Below are 22,015 nucleotides of genomic sequence, written 5' to 3' on the forward strand. Positions count from 1 at the left end.
AGAGCGCGACTCGCGGGCACTCACACCGCGACTCGCGGAACGGGGGGCTGCGCCCCTTCCGCGAGTCGCGGTCTCGGTGCGCGCGTGTCGCGCTGTGAGTAGCGGCGCACCACGCCGGCGGCCGAACCGATCGCCGTACCGATCGACAGGCTCACCGCAAGCGCGACGAGCGGGTCGTCGGCCAGCGCCGCGCCGCCGAGGAACCCCAGGAGCGCGACGTACGCAGCCGACATCGTGGCCCCGAGCGCGCTGAGCCCCACGTACCGGCGGACCGGGAAGCGGCTCGCGCCCGCCGCGAGCGCCGCCACCGTGCGCCCGGCGGGGATGTAGCGCGCGGTGAGCAGGATGAGCCCGCCCCGCGTGGCCAGCGTGCGCTCGACGCGGGCGAACAGCTCGGCCCGCGGGCCGCCCGGCGCGAGCCTGCCCCGCACCGACGCCCCGAACCCGCGGCCGAGGGCGAAGGCCGTGCACTCGCCGACGAACGAGCCGAGCGACGCCGCCCCGATCACGGCGACCAGGCTCTGGTCGCCCGCCGCCGCGCCCACCCCGGCCGCGATGATCAGGGCCTCGCTGGGCACCATCGGGACCAGCGCGTCGACCACGGCCAGGCCGAGGATCACCAACAGCAACCAGGGCGAGGCCAGCGCCCCCTCCAGCAACAGCCGCAGCCCGTCGAACACCCGACCAGGCTATGGAGGGCACGGCCCGGTCCACATCGGTCGAACAGACCCACGCTCCCCGGATTTCGGATCAGGGTCTACCCCTAGATGACCGACCGCCGTCTAGACGATGCCCTGCCGCGTGGCCGTGTAGACGATCTCGGTGCGGCGGCGCACGTCGAGCTTGTCGCGCAGGTTCCGCACGTGGAACTTCACGGTGGCCTCGCTGATCATCAGCCGCTTGCCGATCTCGCGGTTGGACATGCCGACCGCGAGCAGGCGCAGCACCTGGTTCTCGCGCTCGGTCAGCATCGCGCCGCCGAGCCCGCGCACGGGAGGGCGGTCCTCGTCGCGCAGCACGTCCGCGACGGCGGCGCCGGCGGGCCCGCCGGTGTCGAACACGCTCTCGCCGCGCAGCAGCCGGTGCACGGCACGGACGATGTCGGTGGTGTCGGCGCTCTTGCGCACGTAGCCGTGCACGCCGAGGCGCACGGTCCGCAGCATGACGTCGCGGTCGCGGCAGCCGGTCAGCACGAGCACCCGCACGCCGCGGTGGCGTTCCAGCAGCATCCGGGCGAGCTCGACGCCGGCCGCGTCGCCTCGGCCGAGCGCGACGTCGAGGATCACCAGATCCGGTGGACACCGGTCGGCGATCACGAGGGCGTCGCGCGGGGTGGCGGCCTCTCCGATCACGGAGACGAGGGGGTCGGGGGCGAACAGCTGGCGGAGCCCGAACCGGACGATCGCCTCGTCGTCGACGACGAGGATGCGGGCGGTGCGCCGTGCCGTGGTGGCGGGTGCGCCGCTTACCGTGTCGAGCACGGGGCGGCGGTCGAGCAGTGCGTCAGCGGTCATCATGCCTCCCTCCCTCGCGGTGGTCGGGTGCGAGGAGGCTAGGAAGGGTGACGTTGCCTGTACGTTGCACGCGCAACGTCTGGCGCGCTTGCCGCCCGCGCCCCGCTGGGTGATGATGGCCGGGTCCTGGGGCGATGACGCTCGGAGTACAGATGACCACCGATGGAGTGTTCGACCCCACGGCCCACGCCCGCCTGATGCAACAGGTGTTCGAGGCCGTGCTCGCCGGCGACCGGGCACCCGTCGCGCCGCGCACCCTCGTGTCCGAGTCGTGGCAGCGCAGCCTCGCCGCCCACGTCGACCCGGACCGGCGCACGCCGCCCGTCGTCCTCGGCGAGGAGGACGTCCCGCCCCTGCGGGAGGCGCACCCGCTCAACGCGGTGATGCCGCTGCTGCGCAGCACGCTCGTGAGCATCGCCGACGAGGCGATGCACGTCATGATCGTCACCGACGCCGACGGCCTGATCCTGTGGCGCGAGGGCGCCGCGTCGGTGCTCAGCTCGGCCGACGAGGTGGGCCTGATCCCGGGCACCCGTTGGACCGAGGACGCCATCGGCACCAACGCGATGGGCACCACGCTCGCCGTGGACGCGCCGGTCGCGATCCACTCGGCCGAGCACCTGGTGCGCACCTACCACACGTGGACCTGCGCCGCCGCGCCGGTGCACGACCCGGACACCGGCACGATCCTGGGCGCCATCGACATCTCGGGCCCCCTGCACACGGTGCACCCGGCGATGAAGCAGCTGGTCGCGGCCACCGCCCAGCTCGCCGAGCACCAGCTGCGGGTGCGTCTCGCCCTCGAGGACGAGCGGCTGCGCCTGCGCAACATGCCCCACCTCGCGAGCCTCCGTGGCCAGGCCGGCGCGCTGGTCACCTCCACCGGCCGGATCGTGGCGAGCGAGCCGTACGGGGTGTGGCCGGAGCGGGTGGCCGTGCAGCCCGGCGTCGACCGGGTGGTGCTCGACGACGGCCGCGAGGTGATCGTCGAGCAGCTCGCGGAGGGCTACCTGCTGCGCGCGCCGCACCGCGGCACGCCCGCCAAGCCGCGCTCGGCGCTGTCGCTGCGCTTCACCGGCGAGGGCTCGCCCACGGCCGTCCTCGACGGCCGGTCGATCCCGCTGACGCTCCGCCCCGCCGAGCTGCTCGCCGTGCTCGCGCTGCACCCGGACGGGCTCACCGCCGAGCAGCTCGCGCTCATGCTCTACGGCGAGGAGGGCAACCCGACGACGGTGCGCGGCGAGATCCTGCGGCTGCGCGGCCTCATCGGCTCCGATGTGCTGCGCACCCGCCCGTACCGGCTCGACGCGATCGTCGACACCGACTTCGAGGCGGTCCGCCGCGCGCTCCGCGCCCGCCGCCCCGCCGACGCGCTGCGCTCCTGCGCGGGCCCGCTGCTGCCCCGCTCGGACGCCCCCGCGATCCGGGAGCTGCGCGCGGAGCTGGAGGTCGGGCTGCGCAGCATCGTGCTGGAGAGCGACGACGTCGACCTGCTCGCCGAGTTCGCCACGCACCCCCTCGGCCGCGACGACCTCGAGGTCCACGACCGCCTCATGGCGCTGCTGCCGCCGTCGGATCCCCGGCGCGCGGGGATCGCGGCCCGGCGCGTGCACCTGCTCTTCTAGCCGCGGGCGCCGGCCGGGCGCGCGATCCCCGGCCGGCTACTCGACCGTGACGCTCTTGGCGAGGTTGCGCGGCTTGTCCACGTCCCGGTCCAGCGCGACCGCGGCGTGGTAGGCGAGGATCTGCAGCGGGATCGACAGCAGGATCGGGTCCAGCTCCGGCTCGTTGCGCGGAACGACGATCGTGCGGTCGGCGAGATCCGGGGGCAGCTCCCGGTGCGCCACCGCGATCACCGGACCCTTGCGCGCCTTGATCTCCGACAGCGTCGAGGTGTTCTTGTCCAGGAGGTCGTCGTCCGGGACGATCGCGACCGTCGGCATCTCCGGGCTGATCAGCGCCAGCGGGCCGTGCTTGAGCTCGGCCGAGGGGTAGGCCTCGGCGTGGACGTAGGAGATCTCCTTCAGCTTCTGCGCGCCCTCGCGGGCCACCGGCCAGCCCCGGCGGCGGCCGACGAACATCACGCTGTGGCTCTTCGCGACCTCAGCGGCGATCTCGGCGATCGGGTCGGCCGCGTCGAGGATCTGCGTGATCTGCTCGGGCAGCGCGTTGAGGCCCGCGATGATGCGCCTGCCCTGCTCGGGCGAGAGGTCGCGGATGCGGCCCATGTGCAGCGCGAGCAGCGCGAACGCCGCCACCGTCGAGGTGAACGACTTCGTGGCCGCCACCGACATCTCCGGGCCCGCGTGCAGGTAGATGCCGCCGTCGACCTGGCGGGCGATCGTCGAGCCGACGACGTTCACGATCCCGATCACCCGGCCGCCCTTGCGCTGCAGCTCCTGCACCGCCGCCAGGGTGTCGATCGTCTCGCCGGACTGGCTGACCGCGACGTAGAGGGTGTCGGGCTCCACCACCGGGTTGCGGTAGCGGAACTCCGAGGCGGGCTCCGCGCTCGCCGGGACGCGCGCGAGGTCCTCGATCAGCTGTGCTCCGAGCTCACCCGCGTAGCAGGCCGAGCCGCAGCCGAGGATCTTCACCCGGCGGAACTCCCGCGCCTCGCGGACCGACATGTTGAGGCCCCCGAGGTGCGCGGTGGCGAAGCGCTCGTCGATGCGGCCCTTGAGCGCCCGCTCGATCGTCCGAGGCTGCTCCTGGATCTCCTTGGCCAGGAAGTGCGCGTGGTCGCCGATCTCGGCGCCGACGACGTCCCAGTCGATGGTGGACGGGCTCTTGGCCACCGCGCGGTCGTCGAGGGTGAACGTGCGGTAGCCACCGGCCGTGATCGTCGCCAGCTCGCCGTCGTCGAGGTAGACGACCTGGCGGGTGTAGCCGATCAGCGCGGCGACGTCGGAGGCGACGAACATCTCCTTCTCGCCGACCCCCAGCAGCACCGGGCTGCCGTTGCGGGCGACGACGATCCGGTCCGGGTGCTCGGCGTCGAGGATGGCGAGGCCGTAGGCGCCGACCACCTGCCGCAGCGCCTGGCGGACGGCCTGCTCCAGGTCCTCCGCGCCGGCGGCGAAGGCGGCCGCGACGAGGTGCGCCACCGTCTCGGTGTCGGTCTGGGAGGCGAACTCGACCCCGTCGGCGGCGAGCTTCGCGCGCAGCTCGTCGGCGTTTTCGATGATGCCGTTGTGGACCACCGCGATGCGGCCCGCCGTGTCGGTCTGCGGGTGGGCGTTGGTCTCGCTCGGCTCGCCGTGCGTCGCCCACCGGGTGTGCCCGATGCCGGGTGACCCTTTGAAGCGCGGCGGCAGGTCGGCGGCCAGCTCCGCGACCCGCCCGCTCACCTTGCGGACCTTGAGCCCGTTCCGGCCGCGCACAGCGATGCCGGCGCTGTCGTACCCGCGGTATTCGAGGCGCCCCAACCCCTCCAGCAGGATCGGGGCAGCGTCCTGGGGACCGACGTATCCGACGATGCCGCACATGGGAGTCCCTTCACGTTCAGCCGTAGACGATGCGTCGCAGCTGCCGGGCCGACAGCGGCGGGGGTGCCACCCGCCGCGTCGCCAGCTCCGCGCTCAGCGCCGCGAATATCTGCTCGTTCGTCAGCCCGCGGCGTTTCAGCTCCGCGTGCCTGCGCCGGACGAACTCCGGTAGCTGCTCGGAGAAGTAGCCGAGGACCTCGTCCACCACACGGGCCGCCTCGCCCGCGTCCAGCGGCGTGCTGCGGACCAGGTGCGCGATGAGGTCGTCGTACGGTCCGGTGGGCACGACCTGATAGTGCCCCGTCCACGCGCGAAGCGACAAATTCCTGCCCGATATCGGGCAGGATCGGGGTCGAAGCGCCCCCGATCGGGCGCCGAAGGGCGTCCGGCAGCCCGCTCGCGGGTTCTCGTCCGGGTGACACCAGTTGCGCGCGAGTCGCGGTCTGCGTTCGCGCGAGTCGCGGTCTGAGTGTCGGCGAGTCGCGGTCTGGGTGTCGGCGAGTCGCGGGCTCGGTGCCCGCGAGTCGCGAGCCCGGTGTGGCCGAGTCGCGGCCGCGGCGCGTGCTCGGTCGCGCGAGTCGCGGGCTCGGTCGCGCGAGTCGCGGGTCCGGGGGCGACGGGGCGCGGGTGCCAGACCGCTCAGGCCGCGGGCTCCATCTCGCCGGCCTGCCAGAGCCGCGCGTAGTGGCCGCCCGCCGCGAGCAGCTCGGCGTGCGAGCCCACCTCGACGATCCGCCCCGCATCGAGCACGACGATCCGGTCGGCCCGGGCAGCGGTGCCGAGCCGGTGCGCCACGACGAACGCGGTGCGGCGGGCCGTGACCCGGTCGCCCGCGGCGTGCACGGCCGCCTCCGTGGCGGGGTCGAGGGCGGCGGTGGCCTCGTCGAGCAGCAGGATGTCGGGGTCGGCCAGCTCGGCGCGGGCGAGCGCGATGAGCTGGCGCTGCCCCGCCGACAGGCCCTGCCCACGCTCCCCGACCGGGTGGCGGAACCCGCCGGGCAGCGAGCGCACCACGTCGAGCGCGCCGACGGCGCGGGCGGCGGCCTCGATCTCGGCCGGGGTCGCGTCGGGGCGGGCGTAGGCGATGTTCGCGGCGACGTCGCCGGTGAACAGGTGGGGCTCCTGCGGCACGATGCCCAGCCGCTGCCGGTAGGCGGCGAGCGGGTACCGCCGGACGTCGACCCCGTCGACGAGCACGGCGCCGGTGTCGGCGTCGTAGAACCGGGCGAGCAGCTTGACCACCGTGGACTTGCCCGCGCCGGTGGCCCCGACCAGCGCGATCGTCTCGCCGGGCGCGACCCGCAGCGAGACGCCGTCGAGGGCGGGCGACGAGGCGCCGGGGTAGGTGAAGCCGACGTCGCGCAGCTCCACCTCGCCGCGCAACCGTCCGGGCACCGCCACGGGCTCCCCGATCGGCTCCGGCGGCACCGAGGTGGGCGTGCGCAGCAGGTCACCGATGCGGGACAGCCCGATGCGGGCCTGCTGGTAGCCGTCGAAGACCTGGGAGAGCTGCTGGACGGGCGTGAAGAACAACCCGAGGTAGAGCAGGAACGCGGTGAGCACGCCCGGCGTGAGGTCGCCCGCGGCCACCCGCGCCGAACCGACGCCGAGGACGGCGGCGGTGGCGATGTCGGACAGGAGCGCGACGCCGGGGAAGTACGTGGCGATGTAGCGCTGCGCACGCAGCCGGGTCTGTCGGTAGGCGGCGCTGCGCTCGGCGAACCGGCTCGCGCTGCGCTCCTCGCGCACGTAGGCCTGCGCCACCCGCACCCCGGTGACGTTCTCCTGGAAGTCGGCGTTGACCGCGCTCACCTTCTCGCGGGCCTCCGCGTACGCCGCCGACGACAGCCTGCGGAACACGACCGTGGCGACGGCGAGCACCGGCACCACCGCGAGCGCGACCAGCGCGAGCTCGACGTCGGTGACGAGCAGCGCGACCGCGACGCCGCCGATCGTGAGCACGCTGACCACGGCCTGCACGAGCCCGGTCTGCAGGAACGTCGACAGCGCGTCGACGTCGGTGGTCATCCGGGTCATGATCCGGCCGGACAGCTCGCGCTCGAAGTAGTCCAGCCCGAGCCGCTGCAGGTGGGCGTAGCTGCGCACGCGCAGCAGGTAGAGCAGGGTCTCGCCGGCGCGCGCGGTGACCACGGTCTGCGCGGCCACCACGAGCCAGCCCGCGGCGACCAGCCCGATGCCCAGCAGCGAGGCCGTGACGAGCACGTCGGGCGCGCCCGCGGTGATGCCGCCGTCGATCGCGAACCTGGTGACGGCGGGGAACGCGAGGCTCGCCAGCGCGTCGAGTGCGACCAGTGCGATCCCGACGACCAGCGCCCAGCGCACCGGGCGCAGCAGGCGCGCGAGCCGGAACCCCGGATCGGGGGCGCGCGGGTCCTCCCCGGCGACGCGGGGGACGTCGGTGGCGGGTGGCAATGCCTCGACCGCGGCCAGGAGCTCCGGCGTGGGCGCGAGGTCGCCGGCGGCGCCCATCCGTCCGCCACCGCGGGGCGCGGCCGCGTCGACCCGCGGGGCCGACCGGGGCTCGGGCACGGTGCCCGCGGACCCCGGATCGGGCCACAGCCGGCCCCGGTCGGCCTCCCCGACGCCGTCGGTGGCGCGTTCGTGCAGCTCGTCCGGCACGGCGAGCAGGTCGCGGAACAGCGGGCAGCGCGCCATGAGCTCGGCCTCGGTGCCGACGTCGACGACGCGGCCCTTGTCGAGCACGGCGATGCGGTCGGCCAGCGCAAGGCTGGAGCGGCGGTGCGCGACGAGCAGGGTGGTGCGCCCGGCGGTGAGGGAGCGCAGCGTGTCGTGGATGGCGGCCTCGGTGGCGGTGTCGACGGCCGACGTGGCGTCGTCGAGCACCAGCACCCGCGGGTCGGTGAGCACGGCCCTGGCCAGGGCGATGCGCTGGCGCTGCCCGCCCGAGAGCGTGAGGCCGCGCTCGCCGACGAGGGTGTCGTAGCCGTCGGGGAGGCTCTCGACGAACGCGTCGACCTGCGCCGCGCGCGCCGCGGCCCGCACCTCCTCGTCGCTCGCGTCGGGGCGGCCGTAGGCGATGTTGGCGCGGATGGTGTCGGAGAACAGGAACGCCTCCTCGAACACCACCCCGAGCTCGCGGCGCAGGTCGGCCAGCCGCAGCCGCGGCAGCGGCACCCCGCCGAGGCGCAGCTCGCCCCGCTGCGGGTCGTAGAAGCGCGGCAGGAGCAGCGCGATCGTCGACTTGCCCGATCCCGCCGTGCCGACGACGGCGAGCGTCTCGCCCGGCTCCACGCGCAGGCTGACGCCCTCGAGCACCGGGTCGTGCCGCGAGTAGCCGAACGTGACGTCGTCCAGCTCCACCGACAGCGGCCCCTCCGGCAGGGTCTCCGGGTCGTCCGGGTCGACGACGTCGGGCTGCGAGTCGATGAGGTCGTGCACCCGCTCCACGCCCGCGCGGGCCAGCTGTGCGCTCACCACCACCGACCCGAGCAGGCGGGCCGGCCCGACCAACTGGGACAGGTAGGTGGAGAACGCGAGGAACGTTCCGATGCTGATCGAGCCGTGCAGCGCGAGCCAGCCGCCCACCGCGATGACGCCGACCTGCCCGATCGTGGGCAGCGCGAGCAGGGTGGGGTTGAGCCGGGCGGTGAGCCGCGCGGCCCGCATCCGCTCGGCGAACAGCCGCGCCGCGCCCCGCTCGAGCGCCGCGACCTCGCGGGCCTCCTGGCCGAAGCCCTTGACCACCCGCACCCCGGTGACGGTCTCCTCGACGTGCTGGGCGATGTCGGCCGCCCGCTGCTGGGCCGACCACGTCGCCGGGAACAGCTTCGCCCGTGTGCGCAGCGCGATCCAGGCGACCGACGGCACGACGACGAGCGCGACGAGCGTGAGCAGCGGCGACAGCCACAGCATCGCCGCGACCGAGGCGACGACGAGCACCACCGCGCCGAGCGCGAGCGGCGCCATGGACAACAGCGACTGCACCAGCTGCAGGTCGGTGATCGCGCGCGAGACGACCTGGCCGGTGCGCAGCGCGTCCTGCCGTTCGCCGTCGAGGCGCTGCATCGCGGCGAACACCTGCCTGCGCAGGTCGTGCTGCACGTCGAGGGCGAGCCTGCCGGCGAGGTAGCGGCGCAGGAACGCGGCCGCGAACCGCACGACGGCGAGCGCGACCACGGCGGCGACGACCGGGGCGAGCACGGCCGTGGAACCGGCGACGGCGTCGTCGACCACCACGCGGGTGAGCAGCGGCCCGACCGCCTCCAGGCTGACCCCGAACACCGACGCCACGAGCGCGCCCACGGCCACGGCGCGGTGGCGCAGGCAGGCGCGGACGAGTCGGCGGATCCATCCTGGGGAGCGGGAGTCGGGCACCTCTCCACGTTAAGCCGCCGCACCGACGGGCGAGCGGTGATCACGAATCGGTGACCGTTGCGCCCGGATCGGAACACCGCCGCAGGCACGCGCGCTGCACCGGGTACTTCGTGCCAAGCTGACCGCCGGTCGAGGCGGCCCGACCGACAGGAGATCCCGGTGCGTTCCACGATCATCACAGCGGCCACCGCGCTGCTGGCCGTCCTCGCCGTCGCCGGGTGCGGGGGTGGCGGCTCGGACGAGAACACGCTGCGGGTCGGCACGGAGGGCACCTACAGCCCCTTCAGCTTCCAGGGCACCGACGGCGAGCTCACCGGCTACGACGTCGAGATCGCGCGGGCCGTCGGCGAGAAGCTCGGCAAGCAGGTCGAGTTCGTGCAGACGCCGTGGGACGCGATCTTCGCCGGGCTCGAGTCGGGGCGGTTCGACCTGGTCGCCAACCAGGTGGCGATCAACGACGAGCGCAAGGCCAAGTACGACCTCTCCGAGCCGTACACGGTGTCGGAGGGCGTGATCGTCACCCGCGCCGACAACACCGACATCACGAGCCTCGCCGACCTCGCCGGCAGGACCACCGCGCAGTCGGCCACCAGCAACTGGGCCGACGTGGCCCGCGGGGCGGGCGCCGACGTCGAGGCCGTCGAGGGCTTCGTGCAGGCCGTCCAGCTGCTCAAGGACGGCCGGGTGGACGCCACGGTCAACGACTCGCTCGCGGTGGCCGAGTACCAGAAGGTGCAGGGCGACGCGGGCGTGAAGGTCGCGGGCACCACCGGTGACACGAGCGAGCAGGCGTTCGCGGCGCGCAGGGACAGCGGTCTCATCGCCGACGTCAACCGCGCCCTCGACGAGCTGCGCGCCGACGGGACGCTGAAGCGCATCTCCGAGCAGTACTTCGGCGTCGACGTCAGCGGTTCGTAGTGGATGCGAGCACCTGGGGCCTGATCTGGCGGAACCTGTGGCCGATGCTGCAGGCCACGGTCACGACGACCCTGCCGCTCACGGCCATCAGCTTCGTGCTCGGCCTGGTGCTCGCGCTCTTCGTCGCGCTCGCCCGGATCTCGCCGATCCGGCCGCTGTCGCTCGCGGCGCGCGGGTACATCTCGGTCATCCGGGGCACGCCGCTGCTGGTCCAGCTGTTCATCGTGTTCTACGCGCTGCCGCAGCTGAACATCGTGATCGACCCCTTCCCGGCCGCGGTCATCGCGTTCAGCCTGAACGTCGGCGGCTACGCGGCCGAGGTGATCCGCGCGGCGATCCTCAGCATCCCGAAGGGCCAGTGGGAGGCGGCGCAGACCATCGGCATGGGCTACGCCACGACGCTGCGCCGCATCATCCTGCCGCAGGCGGCCCGCACCGCGGTGCCGCCGCTTTCGAACACGCTGATCTCGCTGGTGAAGGACACGTCGCTGGCCTCGACGATCCTCGTCACCGAGCTGCTGCGGGTCGCCCAGCTGGCCGCGGCGCCGACGTTCGACTTCTTCGCGCTGTACGGGGTGGCCGCGGTCTACTACTGGGTGATCTGCTTCGTGCTGTCCTTCGGCCAGATCCGGCTGGAGACGAGGCTGGAGAGGTACGTGGCGAAGTGACCGACCTGCTGACCGTTCGCGACGTCGAGAAGTCCTTCGGCGAGCTGCAGGTGCTGCGCGGCATCTCCTTCGACGTGCCCGCGGGCTCGGTGACCGCGGTGATCGGGCCCTCCGGGTCGGGGAAGACGACGATGCTGCGCACGCTGAACGCCCTGGACCGGGCCGACACGGGGGTGATCACCATCGGTGATCTCACGGTGGACTTCTCGGGCGAGGTCGACCGGGCCACCCTCACCCGGTTCCGGCTGCAGAGCGGGATGGTGTTCCAGAACCACAACCTGTTCCCACACATGACCGTGCTGCAGAACATCATCGAGGGCCCGGTGGTGGTGCAGAAACGGCCGCGGGAGGAAGCCGTGGCCGACGCGCGGCGGCTGCTGGATCAGGTGGGCCTGGCCGAGAAGGCCGACCAGTACCCGTTCCAGCTGTCCGGCGGCCAGCAGCAGCGGGTCGGCATCGCGCGGGCGCTCGCGCTGAAGCCGAAGCTGATGCTGTTCGACGAGCCCACCTCGGCACTGGACCCCGAGCTGGTCGGCGACGTGCTGCGGGTGATCAAGGACCTGGCATCGGACGGCTGGACCATGGTCGTCGTCACCCACGAGATCCGCTTCGCCCAACACGTGGCCGACCAGGTGCTGTTCCTCGACGGCGGCGTGGTGGTCGAGTCGGGGCCGCCGCAGCGCGTGCTCACCGAGCCCGCCGAGGCCCGCACCCGGCAGTTCCTCGACCGGATCCTGAATCCGATCTGACCGGGCGGGTCAGGTGATGTCGCGGTGGGAGGCGACCCACCCGCCGACGGCGCCCGCCGCCGCCGTCCACAGCGCGACGACCAGCAGCGCGACCCCCCAGCCGGGCGGGTCGGTGACGCCCGCGAGCAGCTCGACGAGCCGCGGCGCCGTCTGCGGGCCCGCGATCTCCCGCACCGGGATGCCGTAGATCGCGATCTCTCCGGCGTTGCCCGGCAGGTAGGACGACAGGGCGCGGACCGCCGCAGAATCGGCCGCCTCGAGCACCGCGCCGAGCAGCAGCTCGCCGACCATCAGGTACAGCAGCAGCGACACCAGCGCGCTGACCTGGTTGCTCACCGCCGTGCCGAACGCGGCGCCGAGCGCGCCCCACAGCGCCGAGACCACGGTCCCGATCAGGATCGTGGCGAGCAGCGGGCCGGCGTCGGGGAACCCGGCGCCCCCGTCGGCGGCGACGCCCGCGAGGATCCCCGTCACCACCGTCGCCACCGCGTAGCAGGCGCCCACGCCCGCGCTGACGAGCATCTTCGCCAGCAGCACCGGCGCGCGGCCGCGGGTGGTGAGGTACGTGGTGGTGATCGTGCGGTGGCGGAACTCGCCCGCCGCGGCGACGACCCCGTGCACGGCGGCGAACACGCCGGTGAATCCCAGCGCGTAGGCGAGCGACCCGAGCAGCAGCGGCAGCCGCTCCGACTCGGGGAACGCCGCGGTGAAGACCCCGCCGAACAGGTTGATCATGCTCGACAGCAGCGTGACCGGGACCAGCAGGCCCCACCACAGCTTGGTCGACGCCACCTTGCGCACCTCCGCGCGCACCGGCGCCGCGACCGCGCTCACCCCCACGGCTGCCACGGCTCCGAGGTGAGCTGGAAGAACAGCTGCTCGAGCTCCACCCGCTCGTGCACCATCCCGTAGATCGCCACGCCCGCGCCGAGCGCCACGTCCCCGACGTGGACGGGGTCGGTGCCCGCGATGCCCAGCCAGCCGTCGGGCAGGGTGTCGATCTCGAGCACGCCGGTGGCGGCGAGCGCGTCGGCGAGCCGCACCGGGTCGGCGCAGCGCACGAGCACGCGGGCGTCGCGGGAGCCCCGCAGCTCGGCGAGCGAGCCCTGGTAGACGCAGCGCCCGCGGTTGATCACGACGATGTGGTCGGCGGTCTGCTCGACCTCCGCGAGCAGGTGGCTGGAGATCAGCACGCTGCGGCCCTGCGCGGCGAACGCCCGCAGGAACGTGCGCAGCCAGGCGATGCCCTCGGGGTCGAGCCCGTTGCCCGGCTCGTCGAGCACCAGCGCGGGCGGGTCGCCGAGCAGCGCGGCGGCCAGGGCGAGCCGCTGCCGCATGCCGAGCGAGTAGTCGCCCACCGGGCGGCCACCCACCTCGCCCAGCCCGACGGTGCCCAGCGCGTGCTCCACCGCCTCGTCGGGCACGCCGATCGCGGCGGCGCACGCGAGGAGGTGGGCGCGGGCCGTGCGGGCGGGGTGGAAGCCCTGCGCCTCCAGCACGGCGCCGACGGCGCGGGCGGGCTGCGGCAGCTCGGCGAACGGCACGCCGTCGATGCGCGCCTCCCCCGCCGTCGGGGTGACCAGCCCGAGGATCATCCGCAGCGTCGTGGTCTTCCCGGACCCGTTCGGCCCGAGGAACCCCGTGACGGCGCCCGGTTCGACCGTGAACGTCAGCCCGTCGACGGCCTGCACGGCACCGAACCGCTTGCTCAGGTCGCGGACGGTGATCCGGCCGGTCCGGTCCTCCTGCACCAGGTCGTCCGGCCCCGCGTCAGTCGTCGGCCGACGCGCCGTCGGCGGCCTTCTCCGCGCCCGCGGGCTCCTTCGCCCCGTCGGCGCGCACCACCGGGAGCTCGGGGTCGGTGGAGGTGGCCACCTCGACGGGCGGGCCGTCGATCGCGGCGAGGACGGCGTCGGCCCACCCGGCGTGCTCGACGTCGCCGAGCGGGTTGCGCTCCCGGCCCCGCACGCCCGGCCCGAACCGGGGCGGCAGCTCGGCCACGCGCAGCTGGTGCCGCGCGGCCTCCTCGCGCGTGATCGCGTCCAGCCGGGCGGCGAGCCCGCTGCGCGACCCGCGGGCGAACGTGCCGACCACCGTGCCGACCGGCAGCGACGCGAGCAGCTGCCGCAGCGACACGTCCAGGCCGGGGACCCGGCGGGCGATGTCCTCGGCGCCGACGATGCAGCTGACCAGGTCGGCGGACTGGTCGCGGGTGAGCTCGACGAGCTCGGGGAGCTGGCGGGTGAGCACGTCGGCGATGCCCGCGCCCGCGCGGGAGAGGTTGATGACCCGCCAGTCGTCGCGGCGGCGCAACCGCTCGTGCACGACGCTGACGTAGCCGGTCTCGCGCCGGGTGGCGCCGATGCCCTGGCTGGCCGAGTCGCCCAGGACGATCCACAGCGGCCCGGTGCCGCGCCGAGCCTCCAGGTTGGCCGCCGCCCACTCGTCGGCGAACGCCTTGATCTGCAGCCTGCGGGCGGACGCTCCGGGCAGCACGCCCCCGAGGAAGCGCTCGCCACCCGCCTTCACGCGACGCGCTGCGGCGCGCATCCGAGGGACCTGCAATGGAGAGCTCATGGGGAACTCCGAGTGGTCGTGACTACCCGCCGGCACGGGGGTTGCACGCGGGTGGGGATCGTCACCGTATCCAGTTGCGGGAGCGGGCGAGAAGAGGGGGCGCCGCAGTCAGAAGCCGAAGGTCGTGATGGTCGGCAAGCGGTCGTCGCGCAGCGCCTCGAGGACGTACCGCTCGTGCGGGACCACCGGGTCGGGCAGCGCGGAGAGCGGGAACCACCCCAGCCCGGCCGCCTTCGCCTGCTCCACGAGGCGCGGCTCGCCCACCCAGCGGCGGCAGCCGAAGAAGAAGTCGACCCGCTCGTCGATCGGGTCGTCGTTGCGGTGGGTGCGGTGCATCGCGGTCAGCGGCTCGAGGTCGACCGGGTCGATCTTGACCCCGACCTCCTCCACGGCCTCCCGGCAGGCCGCCTCGAACACGGACTCGCCCGCCTCGACGTGGCCGGCGGCCGCGGCCGCCCAGTGCCCGTCCCGGTATCCGGTGCCGCTGCGCAGCTGCAGCAGCACCTCGGTGCCCGCGCCGGTGCCGCGGAGCAGGAACACGTAGGCGGCCGGGACGACGCGGAACCTCACACCGGCACCTTACGACCCCCCACGCGAGGTGACTCGCCGGTAACATCACCGCCCATGCTGCTGTCGACCCAGCTCCCCTACGGCGACGACCCCGTCCGCAACGCCGAGTCGGTGGTCGAGATGGAACGGGCGGGCCTCGACGTCGTGTGGGTCGCGGAGGCGTACAGCTTCGACGCGGTGTCGCTCATGGGCTACCTCGCCGCGCGCACCGAGCGCGTGCAGATCGGCGCCGGGATCCTGCCGATCTACAGCCGGACCCCCGCGCTCACCGCGATGACGGCCGCGGGGCTCGACGCCCTGTCGGGCGGGCGCGCGATACTCGGGCTCGGCGCGTCCGGGCCGCAGGTGATCGAGGGCTGGCACGGCGTGCCCTACGACAAGCCGGTCGCGCGCACGCGCGAGGTCATCGAGATCTGCCGCAAGGTGTGGCGGCGCGAGCGGCTCACCAACGACGGCCTCTACCCCATCCCGCTGCCGGAGGGCCGGGGCACCGGGCTGGGCAAGCCGCTGAAGCTGATCAACCACCCGCGGCGGGCGGACATCCCGATCTGGGTGGCCGCGCTCGGCGACAAGAACCTCGAGATGACCGCCGAGCTGGCCAACGGCTGGCTTCCGCACGTCCTCGTGCCCGAGAAGCTCCGCGAGGTCTTCGGGCCCGCCCTCGACGCGGGCACGGCGAAGCGGGCGCCCGAGCTCGGCCCGCTGCAGATCACCGGCGGCGGGGTGCTCGCGATCGAGGAGGAGGTGTTCGAGCCGGCGCGCGCGCTGGCCCGGGGCATGTTCGCGCTGTACATCGGCGGCATGGGCGCGCGCGGGCGCAACTTCTACAACACCGTGTTCGCCCGCCAGGGCTACCCGGACGCGGCACGGGTGGTGCAGGACCTCTACCTCGAGGGGCGCAAGGAGGAGGCAGCCGCGGCGCTCCCCGACGACTTCATCGACCGGGCCACGCTCATCGGCCCGCCAGCGCGGGTGAAGGAGCGGATCGCCGTGCTGCGCGAGGCGGGGATCACGCACCTGCACGTGAACCCGGTCTCCTCCGACGTGCCGAAGGTGCTCGGCCAGGTCAAGGAGTGGATCTCCTGAAGATCCCCGCGCGGTGACCGTACGCACGCGCCGCGCGTCGCCCGCGTCACGATCGCGATCGTTGCGCAAGGGCGGATCGATCACGCACGGTTACTGGGTCACACTCTGAGGGACCGTCGCCGACCGCAGGGAGCGTGCGTTGACCGAGCTCGCCATCGCCGTGTCCGACCGTCCGGTGGCGCCGCACCAGTACCGATTCGTCGAGACGCACGCGTGGTGGCTCGGCACGTTCGGGCCCCACCAGCACCTCACCGAGCACCGGCTGAGGCAGTGGATCCCGGCGGACCCGGAGAAGGAGTGGGTGCTCGAACGCGAGCTCACCGGCGCGCAGGAGTGGCTCACCGGCTCGGCGGAACAGGCGCGCGAGGAGGGGTTCGACCTGCAGGACGTGGCGCCCGTCGGCCGCTTCCGCGCCCGCTACGGCGACTTCGACACCTCGCGCGACTCCGACGAGCTGGGCCTCGACCTCGACACCGCGTTCTGCCCGCGCCCGCGGCTGCCGCGGCGCGGCAGCTGGCAGTCGCCCACCCCGGAGTTCCTGCAGCGGCTGCCCCGCGACCCGTCCGACCTGCTCGACCGGCTCATCGAGGAGAACCCGGGGAGCTGGTTCGGGCCGTTCGCGGCGGCCGTCACGGCGCTGCGCACCGCGCTGGTGCCCGCGGACCTGCGGGCGGCGTTCTTCAAGGCGCTGTCGAAGCTGCCCGGGGTGAGCTTCACCGACGACGCGCGCAACGTCGACGGGCACGAGTGCTTCGCGATCGTCCACGACGCCGGGCGCACCCGCACCGAGCTGCTGCTCGACCCGTCCGACGGCCAGTTCGCCGGCGAACGCGACACGCTGCGCACCGACTCCCGGTCCGGGCTGCGGGCGGGCACCGTGATCAGCACCACGGCCGTGCGGACCGCGGTCGTCGACGCCGAGGGCGATCTCCCGGCGGCCTAGCGGGCCTGGCCGGGTTCGGGCCTGCAGGCCTGCGGAAGTTCACCGAACCGACGCCTTGACCGGTGCAGGCGCGTGCCTCCCGTGTGCGGTACCCGCCCTCTGAACGCGAGGACTAACCTGGCGTGCAGTCCTCGGCGATGTCGATGCGATCCGATCAAGGCGGTCATCAGCGTGTCCAGCAGCAGTACGTCCAGTCCAGCAGACGAGTTCGGGCCGAACGAATGGCTCGTCGAGGAGATGTACCAGCGTTTCCTCGACGACCCGAACAACGTCGACCCCGCGTGGCACGAGTTCTTCGCCGACTACCGCCCCACCGCTGCCGCCGCCACCGTCGACGACTCGGCAGGCACCGGTTCCGTGCAGGAGGCGGCCCAGCGGCCCGGGCGCCCGTCCGCCCCGTCCGACGCGCCCACGGCTCCCGCGCCCACCCCCGCCGCCGAGCCCGCGGAGCCGAGCGAGCGCAAGCGGGCGGCCGACCGCACGGCGCTCACGCCCCCCGCCGCCGGTGGCGCCTCCAACGGCAGCACCGCCGCGAAGAAGAAGGCCACCGCCGACAAGCCACCCGCGGGCAGCACCTCCCAGGCCGCGCGCCCCGCGCAGCCGGCCGGTGACCTCTCCGGCGGCACCACGATCCCGCTGCGCGGCGCGGCGGGCGCGGTCGTCAAGAACATGAACGCCTCGCTGTCCGTGCCGACGGCCACGAGCGTGCGCGCGGTGCCCGCGAAGCTGCTCGCGGACAACCGCGTGGTCATCAACAACCAGCTGCGGCGCACGCGTGGCGGGAAGGTCTCGTTCACGCACCTCATCGGGTACGCGGTCGTCAAGGCGCTCGCCGACTTCCCGGTGATGAACCGGCACTACGCCGAGGTGGACGGCAAGCCGGTCGTGGTGCAGCCCGACCACGTCAACCTCGGGCTCGCCATCGACCTGCCGGGCAAGGACGGCTCGCGCTCCCTCGTCGTCGTCTCGATCAAGGGCTGCGAGACGATGAACTTCGCGCAGTTCTGGTCGGCCTACGAGGCGATGGTCCACAAGGCCAGGACCGGCAACCTGCAGGCCGAGGACTTCGCGGGCACCACCATCACGCTCACCAACCCCGGCACGCTCGGCACCAACCACTCGGTGCCGCGGCTCATGCAGGGCCAGGGCGCGATCATCGGCGTCGGCGCGATGGAGTACCCCGCGCCGTTCCAGGGCGCGAGCGACGAGAAGCTCGCCGAGATCGGCGTCAGCAAGATCATCACGCTGACGTCGACCTACGACCACCGGATCATCCAGGGCGCCGAGTCCGGCGACTTCCTGCGCCGCGTGCACCAGCTCCTGCTCGGCGAGGACGAGTTCTACGACGAGATCTTCCGCTCGGTGCGGGTGCCGTACGAGCCGGTGCGCTGGGTGCAGGACATCCCCGAGGGCGCGGTCGACAAGACCGCCCGGGTGATGGAGCTGATCGACGCCTACCGCACCCGCGGCCACCTCATGGCCGACACCGACCCGCTGAACTACCGCCAGCGCCGCCACCCCGACCTCGACGTCCTCTCCCACGGGCTCACGCTGTGGGACCTCGACCGGGAGTTCGCGGTCGGCGGGTTCGCGGGCAAGCAGCACATGAAGCTGCGCGACGTGCTCGGCGTGCTGCGCGACGCCTACTGCCGCACGATCGGCGCCGAGTACATGCACATCGCCGATCCCGAGCAGCGCGCGTGGCTGCAGGAGCGGCTCGAGGTGCCGCACCAGAAGCCGAGCCAGGCCGAGCAGAAGTACATCCTCTCCAAGCTCAACGCGGCCGAGGCGTTCGAGACGTTCCTGCAGACCAAGTACGTCGGGCAGAAGCGGTTCTCGCTCGAGGGCGGCGAGACGGTGATCCCGCTGCTCGACGCGATCCTCGACAAGGCCGCCGAGCACGAGCTCGACGAGGTCGTCATCGGCATGCCGCACCGCGGCCGGCTGAACGTGCTGGCCAACATCGTCGGCAAGCCGATCAGCCAGATCTTCCGCGAGTTCGAGGGCAACCTCGACCCCGGCCAGGCCCACGGCTCCGGCGACGTGAAGTACCACCTCGGCGCGGAGGGCAAGTACTTCCGGATGTTCGGCGACGGCGAGACGGTCGTGTCGCTCGCGTCCAACCCGTCGCACCTGGAGGCCGTCGACCCGGTGCTCGAGGGGATCGTCCGCGCCAAGCAGGACATCCTCGACAAGGGCGAGGGCGGGTTCACCGTGCTGCCGCTGATGCTGCACGGCGACGCCGCGTTCGCCGGGCAGGGCGTGGTGGCCGAGACGCTCAACCTCGCCAAGCTGCGCGGCTACCGCACCGGCGGCACCGTGCACGTCGTCATCAACAACCAGGTCGGGTTCACCACCGCGCCCGAGCACTCGCGCTCGTCGCAGTACTCCACCGACGTCGCGAAGATGATCGACGCGCCGGTGTTCCACGTGAACGGCGACGACCCGGAGGCGTGCGTCTGGGTGGCCAAGCTGGCGGTCGAGTACCGCGAGCGCTGGCACAACGACGTCGTCATCGACATGATCTGCTACCGGCGCCGGGGCCACAACGAGGGCGACGACCCCTCGATCACCCAGCCGGCGATGTACGACATCATCGACTCGAAGCGCAGCGTCCGGAAGATCTACACCGAGTCGCTGATCGGCCGCGGCGACATCACCGTCGAGGAGGCCGAGCACGCCCTCAAGGACTTCTCCAACCAGCTGGAGCACGTCTTCAACGAGGTCCGCGAGCTGGAGAAGACCCCGCCCGCGCCGAGCCCGTCGGTGGAGAAGGAGCAGTCGGTCCCGACCGACCTCGACACCTCCGTGCCGCTCGAGGTCATCCACCGCGTCGGCGACGTCCACGTGGAGCTGCCCGAAGGCTTCACCGTGCACCCGCGCGTGAAGCCGGTGCTGCAGCGGCGCTACCAGATGTCGCGCGAGGGCAACGTCGACTGGGCGTTCGGCGAGCTGATCGCGTTCGGCTCGCTGCTGATGGACGGCAAGCTCGTGCGCATCGCGGGGCAGGACACCCGGCGCGGCACGTTCGTGCAGCGCCACTCGGTGATCATCGACCGGCGCACCGGCGAGGAGTACTACCCGCTGCGCAACCTGTCGGAGGACCAGGAGCGGTTCCTGCCCTACGACTCGGCGCTGTCGGAGTTCGCCGCGCTCGGCTTCGAGTACGGCTACTCCGTGGCCAACCCCGAGGCGTTCGTGGCGTGGGAGGCCCAGTTCGGCGACTTCGTCAACGGGGCGCAGTCGGTCATCGACGAGTTCATCTCGTCCGGTGAGGCCAAGTGGGGCCAGATGTCCGACGTGGTGCTGCTGCTGCCGCACGGGCTCGAGGGGCAGGGACCCGACCACTCCTCCGGTCGCATCGAGCGGTTCCTGCAGCTGTGCGCCGAGGGCTCGATGACGGTGGCCATCCCCACCGAGCCGGCGAACTACTTCCACCTGCTGCGCCGCCACGCGATGGACGGGGTGCGCCGCCCGCTGGTGGTGTTCACGCCGAAGTGGATGCTGCGGGCCAAGCAGGCCGTCAGCCCGCTCGCCGACTTCACCGGCGGCCAGTTCCGCCCGGTCATCGACGACCCGAAGTTCCGCGACGGCGACGGGTCGGGCGTGCGGCGGCTGATCCTCTGCTACGGCAAGCTGTACTACGAGCTGGCCATGGCCCGGGAGAAGCGGGGCATCGACGACACCGCGCTGGTGCGCATCGAGCAGCTCTACCCGGTGCCCGACCGCCAGCTCGCGGCCGTGCTCGACCGCTACCCGAACGCCGAGGACATCCGGTGGGTCCAGGAGGAGCCGTCGAACCAGGGTGCCTGGCCGTTCATGGGCCTCGAGCTGCCCTCGAAGCTGCCGCGCCTGGCCGGGTTCCGGCGGGTCTCGCGGCGGCGGATGGCCGCCCCGGCCGCCGGGTCGTCGAAGGTGCACGAGGTCGAGCAGGCCGCCCTGATCGACGAGGCCTTCGCGGAGTAACCAGGAGCAGCAAGGGGTGTACGCGACCGACCGAGGGATCGAGGAGCTGGTCGAGCGGCGCGGCGACGAGCAGGTCAGCGTGGAGTGGCTGGCCGAGCGGCTGCGTGCCTTCGTCGACCTCAACCCCGAGTTCGAGAACGCCGTCGACCGGGTGGCGAGCTTCCTCGCCCGCGACGACGCCGACGACCTGGACCTGTGACGGCGGGTCGCGCCCGCGCGGTCAGGACGCCGTGCGGGCGCGGCCCGTCGGCGCGGCCTGGCGCTCCAGCGCGTCGAGCAGCCACGCCTGCGCGGTGCCGACGGGCGCCGGGTCACCGGTCACCTCGCCGATCAACGTCCAGTAGCGGCGCAGCAACGGGTCCCGGTCGACCGCGGTCGCGGCGAGCAGCTCGCGGCGGAACCGCGGGGTGTCGGCACCGCGCATGACCTCGGCGTAGGCGGCGACGAACCGGTCCACGGCGGCGCAGGCGACCGGGCTGCTCCCGGCGAGCACGAGCGGGCGGGCCAGCTCGCACGCCTCGCCGATGCCGGCGAGCAGCGTGGTCTCGTCGGCGATGCGGCGGCCGTTGGCCCACGCCCGCGCGGCCAGCCTGCGCCCCAGCCCGGGCTCGGCGACCAGCGCGACCAGCTCGGCGTAGGCCACCACCTGCGCGGGCGTCGGCTCCGCGGGCGGCCGCGGCGCGCTCGCCTCGAAGAACATCGACTCGACGTGCCCCGGCAGCCGGACGGCCATGATCCGCTGCCAGAACGCCACGAGCGCGTCGTGCGCCGCGGTGCGGTCGTGGGCGGCGGCGAGCAGGTCGAGGCGGGCCGCCCGCTCGGCGGGGCTCGCCTCCTCCACCGCCCGCAGCGCGGCCCGGCGCCAGGCGAGCGCCGCGAGCTCGACGTCGAGCGCGGCGCGTTCGGCCGCGACCGCCTCCGGCAGCGACCGCTCGGCGGACAGGACGCTCGCGATCGCGGGCAGCCCGAGCCCCAGCCTGCGCAGCCGCCGCACGAGGTCGAGCCGATCCACCGCCGATCGCGGGAACCGGCGGTGCCCACCCGCGCTGCGGTGCGCCTCGAGCAGCCCCTCGTCGCAGTAGAAGCGGATCGTGCGCACCGGTACCCCGGTCCGGGCGGCGAGGTCGCCGATGCCCAGCTCGGGTGTGTCCTGCGTCACGATCGGTCGAACCTCCAGCAC

18 protein-coding genes are annotated in these 22,015 nt (G+C 73.4%); 8 read left to right on the forward strand and 10 right to left on the reverse strand.

All coding sequences use genetic code 11. The annotated features are described in order from the left end of the window. Positions 1–20: 20 nt before the first annotated feature. Together VKZ81_RS01995 and VKZ81_RS02000 are read right to left on the reverse strand one after the other, a co-directional pair. Complete coding sequence (locus tag VKZ81_RS01995; RefSeq protein ID WP_324239629.1) at positions 21–680, reverse strand: DedA family protein; 660 nt, start codon at positions 678–680, stop codon at positions 21–23. 102 nt (positions 681–782) lie between these two features. Further along, positions 783–1,514 (reverse strand): response regulator transcription factor, encoded by a 732-nt coding sequence (locus VKZ81_RS02000; RefSeq protein ID WP_324239630.1) that lies wholly within the window; start codon positions 1,512–1,514, stop codon positions 783–785. A gap of 152 nt (positions 1,515–1,666) precedes the next feature. On the opposite strand from VKZ81_RS02000, the gene VKZ81_RS02005 reads away from it, so the two are divergent. Continuing rightward, a complete protein-coding gene (locus VKZ81_RS02005) occupies positions 1,667–3,139 on the forward strand; it encodes a helix-turn-helix domain-containing protein (protein WP_324239631.1) in 1,473 nt (490 codons plus the stop codon). A gap of 36 nt (positions 3,140–3,175) precedes the next feature. Here VKZ81_RS02005 and glmS read toward each other — a convergent pair whose 3' ends face one another. From glmS to VKZ81_RS02020, 3 genes are all read right to left on the reverse strand, one after another. After that, complete coding sequence (gene glmS, locus VKZ81_RS02010) at positions 3,176–5,002, reverse strand: glutamine--fructose-6-phosphate transaminase (isomerizing) (RefSeq protein ID WP_324239632.1); 1,827 nt, start codon at positions 5,000–5,002, stop codon at positions 3,176–3,178. 16 nt (positions 5,003–5,018) lie between these two features. Then, positions 5,019–5,288, reverse strand: a complete 270-nt coding sequence (locus VKZ81_RS02015; protein ID WP_324239633.1) for a hypothetical protein — start codon at positions 5,286–5,288, stop codon at positions 5,019–5,021. 353 nt (positions 5,289–5,641) lie between these two features. Continuing rightward, a complete protein-coding gene (locus VKZ81_RS02020) occupies positions 5,642–9,358 on the reverse strand; it encodes an ABC transporter ATP-binding protein (RefSeq protein ID WP_324239634.1) in 3,717 nt (1,238 codons plus the stop codon). 159 nt (positions 9,359–9,517) lie between these two features. On the opposite strand from VKZ81_RS02020, the gene VKZ81_RS02025 reads away from it, so the two are divergent. From VKZ81_RS02025 to VKZ81_RS02035, 3 genes are read left to right on the forward strand one after another with little or no spacing between them, the layout of a single operon-like run. Then, positions 9,518–10,276: an amino acid ABC transporter substrate-binding protein gene (locus VKZ81_RS02025; protein WP_324239635.1), complete on the forward strand. Its 759-nt coding sequence runs from the start codon at positions 9,518–9,520 to the stop codon at positions 10,274–10,276. Then, complete coding sequence (locus VKZ81_RS02030; RefSeq protein ID WP_324239636.1) at positions 10,276–10,944, forward strand: amino acid ABC transporter permease; 669 nt, start codon at positions 10,276–10,278, stop codon at positions 10,942–10,944. The genes VKZ81_RS02025 and VKZ81_RS02030 overlap by 1 nt, the downstream gene beginning before the upstream one ends. Continuing rightward, complete coding sequence (locus VKZ81_RS02035) at positions 10,941–11,693, forward strand: amino acid ABC transporter ATP-binding protein (protein WP_324239637.1); 753 nt, start codon at positions 10,941–10,943, stop codon at positions 11,691–11,693. The genes VKZ81_RS02030 and VKZ81_RS02035 overlap by 4 nt, the downstream gene beginning before the upstream one ends. A 9-nt stretch (positions 11,694–11,702) precedes the next feature. Here VKZ81_RS02035 and VKZ81_RS02040 read toward each other — a convergent pair whose 3' ends face one another. From VKZ81_RS02040 to VKZ81_RS02055, 4 genes are all read right to left on the reverse strand, one after another. Next, positions 11,703–12,542, reverse strand: a complete 840-nt coding sequence (locus tag VKZ81_RS02040; protein ID WP_324239638.1) for a hypothetical protein — start codon at positions 12,540–12,542, stop codon at positions 11,703–11,705. Continuing rightward, positions 12,524–13,444, reverse strand: coding sequence for an ATP-binding cassette domain-containing protein (locus tag VKZ81_RS02045; protein ID WP_324239639.1), 921 nt, complete (start codon positions 13,442–13,444; stop codon positions 12,524–12,526). Before VKZ81_RS02045 ends, VKZ81_RS02040 begins: the two co-directional genes overlap by 19 nt. A 19-nt stretch (positions 13,445–13,463) precedes the next feature. Then, positions 13,464–14,243: an SGNH/GDSL hydrolase family protein gene (locus tag VKZ81_RS02050; RefSeq protein WP_324239640.1), complete on the reverse strand. Its 780-nt coding sequence runs from the start codon at positions 14,241–14,243 to the stop codon at positions 13,464–13,466. 135 nt (positions 14,244–14,378) lie between these two features. Next, positions 14,379–14,840 carry an NUDIX domain-containing protein gene (locus tag VKZ81_RS02055; RefSeq protein ID WP_324239641.1) on the reverse strand — a complete coding sequence of 154 codons (462 nt, stop codon included), beginning with the start codon at positions 14,838–14,840 and terminating at the stop codon, positions 14,379–14,381. Positions 14,841–14,894: 54 nt separating this feature from the next. On the opposite strand from VKZ81_RS02055, the gene VKZ81_RS02060 reads away from it, so the two are divergent. The 4 genes from VKZ81_RS02060 (at position 14,895) to VKZ81_RS02075 (ending at position 21,034) form a co-directional block, all read left to right on the forward strand. Then, positions 14,895–15,926: an LLM class F420-dependent oxidoreductase gene (locus VKZ81_RS02060; protein WP_324239642.1), complete on the forward strand. Its 1,032-nt coding sequence runs from the start codon at positions 14,895–14,897 to the stop codon at positions 15,924–15,926. A 139-nt stretch (positions 15,927–16,065) separates the two neighbouring features. Further along, positions 16,066–16,869 (forward strand): hypothetical protein, encoded by an 804-nt coding sequence (locus VKZ81_RS02065; RefSeq protein ID WP_324239643.1) that lies wholly within the window; start codon positions 16,066–16,068, stop codon positions 16,867–16,869. Positions 16,870–17,040: 171 nt separating this feature from the next. Further along, entirely contained in the window at positions 17,041–20,835 is a 3,795-nt protein-coding gene (locus VKZ81_RS02070; RefSeq protein WP_324239644.1) for a multifunctional oxoglutarate decarboxylase/oxoglutarate dehydrogenase thiamine pyrophosphate-binding subunit/dihydrolipoyllysine-residue succinyltransferase subunit, read from the forward strand. Between the two features lie 16 nt (positions 20,836–20,851). Beyond that, a complete protein-coding gene (locus tag VKZ81_RS02075; protein ID WP_324239645.1) occupies positions 20,852–21,034 on the forward strand; it encodes a DUF6104 family protein in 183 nt (60 codons plus the stop codon). 21 nt (positions 21,035–21,055) lie between these two features. Here VKZ81_RS02075 and VKZ81_RS02080 read toward each other — a convergent pair whose 3' ends face one another. Continuing rightward, on the reverse strand, positions 21,056–21,994 hold the full coding sequence (locus tag VKZ81_RS02080) for a MerR family transcriptional regulator (protein WP_324239646.1): 939 nt from the start codon (positions 21,992–21,994) through the stop codon (positions 21,056–21,058). Between the last annotated feature and the right edge of the window lie 21 nt (positions 21,995–22,015).

It is taken from the genome of Pseudonocardia sp. (genome assembly GCF_035305885.1).
Classification (GTDB): domain Bacteria; phylum Actinomycetota; class Actinomycetes; order Mycobacteriales; family Pseudonocardiaceae; genus Pseudonocardia.

Bases quoted from the DNA above. Each gene is read 5' to 3' on its own strand.
- VKZ81_RS02000 (WP_324239630.1), bottom strand. From the start codon at position 1,514: ATGACCGCTGACGCACTGCTCGACCGCCGCCCCGTGCTCGACACGGTA.
- VKZ81_RS02005 (WP_324239631.1), top strand. From the start codon at position 1,667: ATGACCACCGATGGAGTGTTCGACCCCACGGCCCACGCCCGCCTGATG.
- glmS (WP_324239632.1), bottom strand. From the start codon at position 5,002: ATGTGCGGCATCGTCGGATACGTCGGTCCCCAGGACGCTGCCCCGATC.
- VKZ81_RS02050 (WP_324239640.1), bottom strand. From the start codon at position 14,243: ATGCGCGCCGCAGCGCGTCGCGTGAAGGCGGGTGGCGAGCGCTTCCTC.
- VKZ81_RS02060 (WP_324239642.1), top strand. From the start codon at position 14,895: ATGCTGCTGTCGACCCAGCTCCCCTACGGCGACGACCCCGTCCGCAAC.